9 protein-coding genes and 3 pseudogenes are annotated in these 13083 nt (G+C 33.8%); all 12 read left to right on the top strand.

Going from position 1 to position 13083, the window contains the following annotated elements:
• The first annotated feature begins 2 nt into the window (after nt 1-2).
• On the top strand, nt 3-1169 hold the full coding sequence (locus DW159_RS10010) for a glycosyltransferase WbsX family protein (protein WP_117550445.1): 1167 nt from the start codon (nt 3-5) through the stop codon (nt 1167-1169).
• A gap of 111 nt (nt 1170-1280) precedes the next feature.
• The gene (locus DW159_RS10015) at nt 1281-2438 is read left to right on the top strand and encodes a hypothetical protein (RefSeq protein WP_117550447.1); all 1158 of its coding nucleotides are present in this window, start codon (nt 1281-1283) and stop codon (nt 2436-2438) included.
• A gap of 38 nt (nt 2439-2476) precedes the next feature.
• Nucleotides 2477-3481, top strand: coding sequence for a capsular polysaccharide synthesis protein (locus tag DW159_RS10020; RefSeq protein WP_158547601.1), 1005 nt, complete (start codon nt 2477-2479; stop codon nt 3479-3481).
• A complete protein-coding gene (locus DW159_RS10025) occupies nt 3482-5014 on the top strand; it encodes a hypothetical protein (RefSeq protein WP_117550451.1) in 1533 nt (510 codons plus the stop codon).
• Nucleotides 5015-5020: 6 nt separating this feature from the next.
• Nucleotides 5021-5854, top strand: a complete 834-nt coding sequence (locus tag DW159_RS10030; RefSeq protein ID WP_117550453.1) for a glycosyltransferase family 2 protein — start codon at nt 5021-5023, stop codon at nt 5852-5854.
• Nucleotides 5855-6174: 320 nt separating this feature from the next.
• Nucleotides 6175-6351 (top strand): annotated as a pseudogene (locus DW159_RS14280) (DapH/DapD/GlmU-related protein); the annotation flags it as partial.
• A 286-nt stretch (nt 6352-6637) separates the two neighbouring features.
• Nucleotides 6638-7079: pseudogene (locus tag DW159_RS14215) on the top strand (sugar phosphate nucleotidyltransferase); the annotation flags it as partial.
• A gap of 157 nt (nt 7080-7236) precedes the next feature.
• Nucleotides 7237-8139, top strand: coding sequence for a sugar phosphate nucleotidyltransferase (locus tag DW159_RS10045; RefSeq protein ID WP_117550457.1), 903 nt, complete (start codon nt 7237-7239; stop codon nt 8137-8139).
• Between the two features lie 686 nt (nt 8140-8825).
• On the top strand, nt 8826-10802 hold the full coding sequence (locus DW159_RS10050; protein WP_117550459.1) for a metallophosphoesterase family protein: 1977 nt from the start codon (nt 8826-8828) through the stop codon (nt 10800-10802).
• Complete coding sequence (locus DW159_RS10055; RefSeq protein WP_117550461.1) at nt 10795-11106, top strand: hypothetical protein; 312 nt, start codon at nt 10795-10797, stop codon at nt 11104-11106. The genes DW159_RS10050 and DW159_RS10055 overlap by 8 nt, the downstream gene beginning before the upstream one ends.
• Before the next feature lie 130 nt (nt 11107-11236).
• Nucleotides 11237-11607, top strand: a pseudogene (gene tnpA / locus DW159_RS14220) (IS200/IS605 family transposase); the annotation flags it as partial.
• Nucleotides 11608-12560: 953 nt separating this feature from the next.
• Complete coding sequence (locus DW159_RS10070) at nt 12561-13061, top strand: hypothetical protein (protein WP_117550465.1); 501 nt, start codon at nt 12561-12563, stop codon at nt 13059-13061.
• Nucleotides 13062-13083 lie beyond the last annotated feature (22 nt).

The raw sequence follows: 13083 nt of genomic DNA on the forward strand, positions 1-13083 counted from the left end.
AAATGGCAGAGATATTATCAAATAATAAAATTAAAACAATTGCGTTTTATTTACCTCAGTATCATGCCATTCCGGAAAACGATAAATTTTGGGGAAAAGGATTCACGGAATGGGTAAATACGAAAAAGGCTACTCCGCTATTTGAGGGGCATTATCAGCCAAAAGTTCCGTTAAATGAAAACTATTATAACTTGCTAGATGACGATGTTAAAATTTGGCAGGCGAATTTGGCGAAGAAGTATGGTGTGTTTGGCTTTTGCTACTATCACTACTGGTTTAAAGACGGAAAGAAGCTGCTTGAAAAACCACTAGAGCAAATGTTGCAAAATAAAGATGTTGATATCCCATTTTGCATGTCTTGGGCAAATGAGAACTGGAGTAAGCGATGGGATGGCGGTAATCAGGAGATTATTGCCGAGCAGGATTACGGCACAGAAGATGATTGGAAAAAGCACTTGCTTTATATGGTTCAGTTTTTCAAAGATGAACGATATATTACCCTGAATGGCGATCCGGTTTTTCTTATTTATAAACCTGAAGAGATTCCTGATTTGCATCGTATGGTAACTTATTGGCAGTCGGAAATTAAAAAGTTTGGCTTCAATCGGATTTGCTTAATGATCCAGAATTCGGGATGGTATTTTTCACCATCTTACAATGATAGAGATTTCGATTATCAAGTTAAATTTGAACCATACTTTTCAAAGCAGTATGCAGAAAAAGATTTAAATAAAATTAGGCGTCTCCAGATTGCTTATCGAATTCTGAAGAAAGTTAAATTGGAAAAGCCAATCTATGCATTTGTGAAGAGTAGAAAAAAAGTGGCCGGAAATGATAAGCCGTTGTCAATTTTTAGCTATGATAAAGAATGCGCAGATATCCTGAATGGCCCACATTCCCAGAAGATTGTGCAGGGGTTGTTTACAGATTGGGATAACACTGCAAGGCGAAAAAATGGCTTTGTTTTTAAAGGAGGAAATCCGGAGAAATTTGGAAACTGCGCAAAGGCTCTCTTTAACCAGATGAGAGAAAAGAATGATCTTCCGCTTGTCTTTATTAATGCTTGGAATGAGTGGGCAGAGGGAGCGTATTTAGAACCGGACGAAAAGCATGGCTATGCTTATCTTGAGCAATTACAAAATGCTATGGAAAAGTATAATAGAGGTTAATATTTTTATATTGTCTTTTTATTAAGAAAGATATTTAAGAGTGCGTGAATCAACTATTGTATTTATGTAATTTGTGAAAGAATCGAATATCTAAGAAAGAGAAATTTAATCATGACAACCAGAGAATTTGGAAAAGTTACATCAAATCAATTGTATTTGTATGCTCTAGTACTGTACATTTTACTAAATTACACAATTTTAGGAGTACAATGGAACTATCCATTCTCCATTTTAAAAAATGCAGCACAGATTATATTGACATATTTTATTCCTTTCTTATTATGCGTGCGATTCATGCTAGGGTTTATAAAAAAGAGAACATGGCATCAATTAATAACTGTGCTGATAATTAGCTGCACTTTATATTCATCAAGCGTAATACACAGTAATGCACTTGCTTATACAGCCGCGTTTATTCTATTGGCGCCAGGAATTGATTATGATGAAATCGTAAGAGCATTCTACAAAGCAGCTTTTTTTTCAGTAGCGCTATTGATTCTTGCAACAATAATTGGAGCTGTCAATGATAATCAAATACGCTTTACATATGCAACGGGCGTATTGTATGGACATACAATGGGAACCTCACATCCTAACAATTTTGCAGCCTATGTAATGACGACTCTTTTTCTATGGCTGTATATGAATAGAAAAAGAAAATCACCGGCTAAACTGATTTGTGTTGATATAATAGTTGGCGTGATTGTATTTATATTAACGGCGTCAAGGACGAGTTCAATTGTAATATTAGCATTTGCTGTAATTTATTTGTTGTATGAAGTAATGAAAAAGGTTAATGCAGAAAGGCTGATTAACCTATTAAAATTGGCAATAGTGGCTGTTTTTGCAGTTTCAATTTATTTAATGAATTCTATGGGGCAAGTCGGATCAAACGGAATATTAGCAGATTTGACGTTTGCAACACGTTTTTCATCGGCATACAATATTTATCAACAGTATGGAATTCAACCGTTTGGTTCAGATATTGAGTTTGTAAGTTCTGTTGTTTCAGCTCAGACAGGTAAGTCGTCTGTGATACTTGATTCGGCGTATTTGAACTTGCTTTTGTATCGGGGATATATTGTCACTGTTTTGTTTGCGATAGCTGTAGTTCTCTTGTTTAGGAAAATTGGAAAACAACGAGAGTATATCTTGATGATTATAGCCGCGCTATTTGTTGTTGATGGTCTGATGGAACAAAATGTATTTATGATTTATTGTAATTTTACTTTGATGGCTTGCTTTTCAGGATTAGAGAGTATCGATTAATAGACAAGAGCCATTGCTAACAAATGGAGGAATATAGGGTGCGAATAATAAATAGAATTAAACGAAAACTAAGTTCTATTATTAATGATCCTTGGGTGAAAAACAACGGGGAAGTTAGAAAGGAATTTGGATTATTTACTGGTTTAATTATCTTGGTTTTAAATATTGTTGATATGGTAACCAGTTATAAGACAGTATTTTACAAGAACTATTTACTAAAGATAATTAAAAAGGACGTACAGATAACTGTAGACAAATATAAAAAAGATACTTGTGTATTTGACGGTAAAATCACAAATAATGCTAAGATACATGTATGGGTGATATGGTGGCAAGACATAAAAAATGCACCTCAAATAGTTCAAGAGTGTATAGCAAGCCAAAGACTATATATTAATAATAAATATTATGAATATCATTTACTAAATAGTGAGACAGTTTGGGACTATGTTGAACTACCACAGGAAATTATAGAGAAATTTAATCGTAAGGAAATAGGATTTGCGCACTTTTCGGATATTTTAAGACTGGCTCTAATAAAAAAATATGGAGGAGTCTGGATGGATGCCACAATTTTTATGACAAATCAGCTTCCTGAAAGTATAAGAGCGAGTTCTTTTTATTCAAATAAGAAAAAAGCCGATGGATATAATCAGAGAAAATTAATATCAGAGGGTAAATGGACAACCTACTTTTTTAAAGCAGAGCCCGATGATATTATTGTTTCATTTGTTCTGGATGCACTTATTGAATATTGGAGAAAGCATTCTGTGGCTGTAGATTATTTTTTGTTTGATTATTTAATAGCAGTTGCATATGATGAATTTTCACGCGCGAAACATGAAATAGATTTGATCCCTGAGAATAATCCGGAAGTATTTAGTCTTTTTGTTGAGAGAAATAAAAGATATACTCTTGAATTCTTTGAAAAAATTACAAAAGATACTATTATTCATAAACAGTCCTATAAGTTTCCCTACAGTAAACAGGATAAAGACGGTTTTATAACGAACTGGGGACATGCTTGCGAAAGGATAAAATAAATGAGTCTTAAGAGTGATCGAATAAAAAATACAAGGAGAAATGCTATATGGGGAATTGTAAATAAGTTCATTACAATACTCCTTCCGTTTATTACCAGAACAGTTTTGATTTATGTGTTGGGGGTTGAATATGTTGGCATAAACGGACTGTTTTCTTCTATATTACAAGTCTTGAGCTTAGCGGAACTGGGATTTTCTAGTGCAATTGTTTATAGCATGTATAAGCCGCTGGCAGAGAATGATAACGATGTTGTATGCGCATTGCTCCAGTTCTACAAAAAAATATATCGCTGCATTGGTAGTATTGTGCTGATAATTGGTGTTGCACTGATTCCTTTTCTGAAGTACTTGATTTCAGGATCTTGTCCGAGCGATGTTAACATATATGTTGTTTATATAATTTATCTTCTTAATACGTCCTGTAGCTATTTCTTATTTGCTTATAAAAAATCTTTGCTTTCAGCTGTGCAAAGGCAGGACATTATTAGTAAAGTTGCAATGATTAATAAAATCATCAGTAGCTTTATCCAGATTGTGGGATTGCTTCTCCTGAAGCAGTACTATATCTTTATTGTGGTTTTACCGTTGATGTCTTTGCTGGATAACTTGCTGTGTGAATTTCTGGCAAAAAAATATTATCCTCAATTTGAGTGCCACGGAAAGCTCGATAAGAAATATAAGGAAGATATTATTGAAAAAACAAAGGGATTGCTTATTCACAAAATTTGCGGTGTGACACGCAATTCATGTGATAATATTTTCATATCTATGTTTTTGGGGTTAACGCCAGTTGGCATATATAGCAACTACTATTATGTCATGAGTTCAGTAAGAGGAATCCTGGATGTATTTACGGTTTCTATGAGTGCGAGTGTTGGTAACAGCGTTGCTATTGAAAGCGTAGAAAAAAATTATAAGAATTTAAATTTGTTTACATTTATATATGAGTGGCTATGCGGTTGGTGCACGGTTTGTATGCTTTGCCTTTTTCAGCCTTTTATGAGAATTTGGGTTGGAGAAAAGGCGATGTTTTCATTTGATGTCGTGATTGCAATTTGCATATATTTTTATGTTTGGACAATTGGAGATATTAAAAGTCAGTATGCCGATGCCGCAGGCCTTTGGTGGAAAGATCGAATCCGAGCGTCTGTTGAAGCAATTGCCAATATAGCGTTGAATTATGTCCTTGTAAAAAATTTTGGCGTTTTTGGAATTGTTATTGCGACAGCAATATCAATTCTATTTATTGGCTTTCCTTGGAGTACAAAGATTGTATTTGATAATTATTTCAAAGGAAAAAGCTTTTTGCGTTATATGCGTGACGAAGTATTTTATGCAGTGGTTACAATTATAGTTTGCTTTGTCACTTATGAGATTTGTAACTTCGTTAATGTGTCTGGAATTCTGGGGCTTATTATATATGCAGTTATTTGTGTTATAATTCCTAATGTTCTATATTTGCTGGCATATTTTATGTCACGTTATTTTAAAGATGCAGTACGATTTGTAAAGAAAATTGTTGTAAAGGGGTGATTATGTGTGATTTCGGTAGTGATGCCAGCCTATAACAGAGAAAATATTATAAAAGAAGCGATTAATAGTGTTTTAGGCCAAACATATGAGGATATTGAGTTAATTGTTGTTGATGACGGCTCCACTGATCAAACTTCTAAAGTGGTTCGTGAAATTGAGGATCCGAGATTAAAATATTTTTATCAAGAAAATGCAGGAGCTTGTGCGGCTAGAAATAAGGGGGTTGAGCTCTCGCAAGGAGAACTTGTTGCCTTTCATGATAGCGATGATATTTGGCATCAAGACAAATTAGAAAAACAGATAAAGGTGATGGAAACATCAGGTGCAGATCTTGTTTTTTGTAAACTTGTCAAATATTATGCGAATGGAAAAACTCAGCTATTGCCAGATTCAATAAGTGAGGGCTTTTTGAATCCCGTCGAAAACTTGTTTGGAATAGGGACACAAAGCCTATTAGCAAAAAAAGAAGTATTTGAAAAATGTCCATTTGATACTTCGATGCCACGCTTTCAGGAGTTTGAAATGCTGGTCAGAATTGCAGAAAAGTATCGAATTTATTGTCTTGATGATGGACTGGTTGATTATAAAATCGGAAATGATTCTATAAGTAGTAATCCTGAAAAACTTTATAAAGCCTGTGATTTAATTTTACAGAAGCATCCATCTTTTCAGAAAAAATACCCTAAAATGATGCATGTTATGGCTAGTGCGTTACAGGATGCGGGAAATGAATTGAAAAAATCGGGAAAAAATAATTATAAGAAATTCTACGATAAAAGCTTAGAGTATGATAGCTCGTTAAAAAGAAAAATTTCAATTTATATTAAAGGAATTATTTGAGGGATGAACTTATGTTTGATAAAATAAAATTATGGCTAAAGAAAAAAGAGTGGAGAAAAAGAAATGTTCATAATGAAACTAGTATTGTGAATGCTTTTAACTTTGCTCAGGTTTCAGTTGGAAAAGGTACTTATGGAGGAATAACTGCTATTTTAATGGCAGATGATTCTTGTATTAAAATTGGAAACTACTGTTCGATAGGACCCAAGGTTATTTTTATGGGGGGGGGCGAGCATAATTACAAGAGGATATCTACATATCCTTTTCAATCAAAAGTTTATAAACAAAAAACTAATAACCCCGTGAATCACTCCATTATCATAGAAGATGATGTTTGGATTGGATATGATGCGCTTATTATGCCCGGAGTAACTATTGGTAAAGGTAGTGTTATTGGTGCAAGAGCGATTGTCACAAAGGATGTTCCGCCGTATTCGATATATGTTGGTAATAAAGTAATCAAGAAAAGATTTTCTGAGGATATTATAAATAAACTGAGCATAATTGATTTTTCAAAAGTTGAGCACACCAGTTTTGATACATATATAAATTACTGCCAAACAGAAATCACTTCAAGTAATGTGGATGATATACTGGAGTGCTTCGTTACGAGAAAATAATATTTGAGGGCATCTAAAAGGAGTTTTTCAGGCAATAAATACCATTTTTTGTTCTGCTATGATTTTTGTATGTGGCTATATTGTTACAAGTATTGTAAATAGGATTCCATTTGTGGGGAAATGGATTGTTTAAAAGAAAAAGAATAGAGGGAAAAAGGAAAAAATGACCACAACATTACTTATCATGGCTGCTGGAATCGGCAGCCGCTTCGGAATAGGAATCAAGCAGTTGGAACCAGTTGATGACGTGAACAATATCATCATGGATTACTCGATTCACGATGCGATTGAGGCAGGCTTCAACCATGTGGTCTTTATTATTCGCAAGGATATCGAGGAGGAGTTCAAAGAGGTCATCGGTAATCGTATTGCCTCTATTTGCTCCTCTCATAATGTAACTGTGGACTATGCTTTCTAGGATATCAACGATATTCCGGGAGAACTTCAGGCAGGCCGTACAAAACCGAGGGGGAACTGGACAGGCTGTGCTTGTAGCGAAAAATGTGATTGATACCCCGTTCATTGTGATCAATGCAGATGATTACTATGGCAAAGAAGGCTTCAAGGCTGTCCACGAATATCTGGTGATAGGCAGTCTGAGGTGTCAGGTGCAAATGAATATATTTATTTAAATATGCCTGTGCTGTACTAAATAATTGGGGCAGTTGCGATAGTAACAAATAGTATATATCATTATTTGAGTTTATTTGTAGATAATAAAGATGAACATAAACTTATTACTTACTAATGAGGAGAAAACAAATGGAGACAACTTTACTTATAATGGCGGCAGGAATCGGTTCAAGGTTTGGAACAGGAATAAAACAGCTGGAGCCTGTAGATGATGGTAATCACATTATCATGGATTATTCAATTCATGATGCCATAGAGGCAGGATTTAATCATGTCGTATTTATTATTCGCAAGGATATCGAGAGAGAATTTAGATCTGTTATAGGTGATCGGATTGCCGCCATTTGCGGGAAATCTGGCGTTACGGTTGATTATGCATTCCAGAATATCGAGGATATTCCAGGGGAGCTGCCGACAGACAGAACAAAGCCATGGGGAACAGGACAGGCCGTGCTTGCAGCTAAAGCCGTGCTGAAGACACCATTTGTCGTGATAAATGCAGATGATTATTATGGCAAGGAAGGCTTCAGGTTGGTTCATGAGTATCTGGTGAATGGAGGACAGTCATGTATGGCTGGATTCGTACTTAAGAATACATTGTCTGATAATTGTGGTGTGACCAGAGGCATTTGCAAGATGGACGATCAGAATAATCTGACAGAGGTGGTGGAGACCAAGAATATCGTCAAGACTGTGGACGGTGCAGAGACGGACGGCACAGCCATTGATACGGAGTCTCTGGTGTCCATGAACATGTGGGGACTGACACTGGAATTCTTGGATATGTTGGAGGCAGGATTTGCGGAGTTCTTTGAGACGGAGGTTCCGACTGATCCACTTAAGGCAGAGTTCCTTATTCCTACATTTATAGGAGAACTTCTGGATGAGAAGAAGATGACGGTTAAGGTTCTCCGGACGAATGATACCTGGTATGGTATGACGTATAAGGAGGATGTTGAGGCTGTTAAGGAGAGCTTTAAGGGGATGATTGAGGACGGTATGTATGAGAAGGATTTGTTTGGGGATTTGTAGATAGGATGTTTATATGGATGTGATGTGATTGCCAGCCCGGGAGGGCTGGCAATTGGTGGTTATGAAACTGATTTAGAAAAGTAACTTCCAGTACTAAAGGAACATAAACAGAGCTTGAAAAATTGCAGACTTTATAATTGAGTGCAAAATCCAATAATTGATAATTCGTAAACTGAATCAAAATATAATAAATTGCTTGACCGCTAATAATTTGGAGATACAATAATTAAAAAGTTTTGAGAAAGGGGTCACAGTAGTCTCTTAGGACTACGAGCATTAATAAATTTGAATAAAAAGTTAACACATTACCCTATTAATCTTAATCGTTGTATAGGTTATAATCAATTGTTTCTTTTTTCTTTGGCTAGGAAAGTAGATTGTACTTACGATTTCGGTCGATTCCCATTTGTTTGTTGTTAGAATAATTTTATAGGAGGTGATGCTTATTGAGAAGATGTAAAAGATGTTCCTAGAAAAATATTAATGCCTATTATGTATGTAGTTCAATGCTTTTTGTAAATGTTCCGCTGTGGATTAAAGCATAGTAGAGCGTTTATGTATATACAGTAATACATAATGATAAATTATGAATAATATATTGAAAACGATATATTATTTTGGCGAATTATGTAGATATGTGCTATAATAGTTAATATAAACATGGATTTGCTGGGAGGAGATAACATATGAATGATATTGTAATTTTACATTTATCAGATTTACATATAGATAGTTCGTCACCTAATTATTCTAGATTATTAAAGGGGTTAATAAAAGATATAAAAAGGGAAATTACTTTGGTCCCAGACAAGAGTGTTGTAATTACAGTAACGGGTGATATTATTCATAAAGGCGATAAAAAAGCGGTTCCAGTAGCTATAAGATTTTTTGAAGATTTATACCAAGTTGTAAAAGAGAAGGTTGTGATTATATATATTGTGCCAGGGAACCATGATAAATTTAGAACAGAGGAAAATAAGTTTTTGATACCAGCATATCGGACAATTGGATTGAGTGGAGAAAGTAAATTTAATAAAGAATTTTTTAAAGCTTTTTGGAAATATCAAGAAGAAACATATGGTGATGATAAAGGCTCGGGGTATTTAGAGTTAACCAAAAGGATATATGAAATATTTGGAATTACCAATATAGAAAATAGAAAATATATAAATAATACATTTGGTGTTGATGTGGTTGAAGTTTTGGGAAAGAAATACTGTTTTGTAATGCTCAATACTGGATGGAGTTGTATTGATGAAGATGATACAAGACAGTTAATATTAGGAGAATTCCAAATTGATGAGATTAAGAGGCAGTATCACAATTTGGTGGACAATCTATTGGATGAGGGTATAGAATTGACATTAGTATTGGGACATCATCCTATAGGTGCATTGTTGGGTAAAGAAGAAGATCGGATATTTTCGGAAATGATATCTTTTGAGGAATTGAATGCTAATGCTTATTTATGTGGACATACGCATGATAGAACAGTAATAAATTGGGTAAACAATAGGCATTCAATAAATACATTTATGACGGGAATTGGTTGGCCTGAAAATAATAGCGGCTATCATATTGGAGCTCATACCTATTCGATGTATGTCTTTAATATTGATGCGAATTCAATAGATATATACGTAAGAAGTACAGATGATGGCGGAGATTTTAGTCCAGATTTTAGAATATATACAAATACGGAACATAAAAGTAATAAAAAGATTATATTTCCTATAAAAGCTGAGAAAGCGCAAACGTATATTTCATTAGGTGCAGGCCCCGAAAGATCGTCGAAGGCATATTATATATCAGATGAATTTATGAAGTATATTGGGGAATATGTTTTAAGGATAGGACAATTTAGGCAGAGTGCAGGAATGATGATAGAGGGGGACAGGAATGAGTTATATGACAATATTCAATGTTCAGATGAATATGAAGAAATAGTATATGGAATAGAGACGGATGGGAATGAAACAAGTAGTGACGAAATATTATATAATTACTTATTTGCTGATATTTGGACCGAGAAAGAAAATGAATTTGTAGATATGATAATCAATAAAATATTTTCCGATTGTATTGATATCCGCTTTAATATGTTTTTGGGTTTCTTGCAAAGACTGTGCCAAAAATTACAAAAAATTTTATTATATGATAAGCTCCAGAATGGAGATATAGTTAGGATTCATTTTAGATACCTGGCAGATAGAAATTCATTTTTATATTTAAAGTTATGCGTTTCATTTCCAGAGCAGATAGATCCAACAGATTATGATTTGTCACAGATTAAATACGGAGATTTAATTGATGCTGCATATAAAACCGGAAAGGGATTAATATATTCAGTAAACAAAGATTTTTGTAGTAGCAAATTGAAGGATAAGTGGACAAACTTTTTGACTGTAGTTCCATTGTTTGATGGTAATAATTATAAAAGGAATTATTCTGAGTCTTCACACAGAGATTATCCATATATTACTTTTGGAGTAACAGTTAATTCAGATAAATTTAATCCCGTGTTATATTGTATGGATTATTTCTCTATAAATGTGATGTTAGAAGAAATAATCAATACATATATACATATATTTAAAATAGATATTAATAAATTTTGCTCTTGGGTACAAAGAGAACTGGAAAAGGGGGATATCAATGAATAGATTTGTATGCTCAGATGCATTATTATTGGAGGATTTTGATATTAAGAATATGAGTTCATGGTTTCCTAAAAGAAAAGTGGGAGTAAATGTAACTCAAATATATATACAGATAGCAAAATATAGTGGAAATCCCAAGAGAAAACCAGAGTTGTCGATTTTATCCAGAGCTATTTCCGATTTTGAACTTCAAGAATATGAAATGGAACCAAAATATGTTTTAATGGATGTAGCTGATGCTGAAATATGTTTTAAGAAAAACTTAAGAAAATTACCTAAAAGAACCTTTATAAAAATAAGTGAATGAAAAATCCTAGCCCCCCAGCTATGCTGGGGAGAATAGTGTAAGTGGGAACGATGAGGATTACAATAAAAAAATCCTATGCTATATTGAGAATGGTGTCGCAAGCCAAACTCAAGCATAGGAGATGACCCAAATGAACAATAAAAGTTTATCGCATACACGATGGAAATGCCAGTACCATATAGTTTTATTCCAAAATATAGGAAAAAAGTATTGTATGGCAGAATTAGAACAGATGTAAGAGAAATAATCAATACTTTATGTCAATATAAAAACGTTGAAATAATAGCTGGAGCAGTTTGTGTAGATCATGTACATCTCAGTGTAGCAATTTCACCCAAAATAAGTATTTCAAATTTTATGGGGTACTTAAAGGGAAAGAGTACATTGATGATCTATGACAGACATCCCAAATTACAAAGTAAATGAGATAAAGCGTTTGGGGCAAAAGGATATTACGTGGAAACAATTGGTAGACAGATAACGAAACGAATGAGCCCTTACGGTCCTGTATCGTTTGTGTTGGATGCAGAGAATATTTTGCTTAATGACAATTATTGCAAAAGAATAACTAAGACCAATCCAATACATTGGAATGAAGATATGTCCTATAAAGATAGATATTTTACCACTTATAATGAGTTATTTGATTATAAAAGATTTTGCATCGGAAACGAAATAAACAATTACCCATTTAGATCCAGGCTTGACAAGCACATTACCCTATGGGATCAGGATCGAGTGGAACTTACGCCAGAGAGCTTAAAGTGGATTTTGGTTGAAAGAAATAATGATTATACGATTTCTGTACAGGTGAGAGATGCAATCAAGTCCAGTCTCGAAGCGGTGGGACTTGCTAATATTCCGGTAGTTATACGTCCGGATGTCCTTAGACATAATGATATAGGGTTGGCCACCTCTGAAGACGAATTGTGGAGTGTTTACTGAAGGCAGGCTATATTTGATGAGAAATGAAATATAAATAAGCATCGTCAGTTTTGGCGGTGCTTATTTTGAATTTTGTTGTGTGTGGAGTTATAGTGATTTTGTGGTTGCCAGTCCATAAGGACTGGCAATTAGTAGTTATGGGGGGATAAAAGTATGAGTTGTGTTTAGCTATACAATATGGATATGAAAAAGGCTATGTGATATAATATTGACTATCAAAGTATGTGTTAAGATAAATGATAAAGTGCAATTTGTAGACAAATATTCATTCATTGTAAAAAAGAAAAATGGAGGGGAATAAAGATGAAAAATGAAAACTGGAAAAATAAGAAAAGGAAGAAGTTGTAAAACAGATCACTAATTGCTTTAGATCGTTTTTTCGCTCCAGTGAAAGAAAAATTTTAAGAGAAATAAAAAATACATATGACGTAGAGACTAGCATAACTTTACTTTCAAGGTTACTTGTTAATCTGTTTGTTACTCGAATAATAAGATGTTCAATATATAATATGAACAAGTTTATTGTCGATAATAATTTAAATGAGAAGAAATTTTCTTATTTCTTATTGAATAATCCACAACCAGATGTGGAGCGGATTATCTCATATGATTATGTAGGGGATGAAACACTCTTTAAAAATGCAATGAAAGAGTTTGAAAACAGTATTTCAACTAGAGTATTGTCTTCTTATGATATTCAAAAATCTGATGCACGCGGACAGTATATTATTAGAAAGATATTCGCAGCATTATATAAAACTCCATCTCAATTGCCAGATCATTGTATTATAGAGCTTTATTTGAATACTAAAAAACTGGAATCTAACGATATTCAGGAGATAATTAGAAATAATGGAATTGGAGAATTAAGATCGAGATTTTATAATTTAGTTAAGGGCGACAAGTTAAATATAGAGGATAAATTTACATTAATGAGAACTATATGTAATCAGATTGCAGGTATGACAGACTCATATTCTGCAAAGATATATAATAGTTTATATAATTAAATAGTTAAGACAGTTGCGGGCT

It is taken from the genome of Coprococcus sp. AM14-16, assembly GCF_003434675.1.
Classification (GTDB): domain Bacteria; phylum Bacillota; class Clostridia; order Lachnospirales; family Lachnospiraceae; genus Coprococcus; species Coprococcus aceti.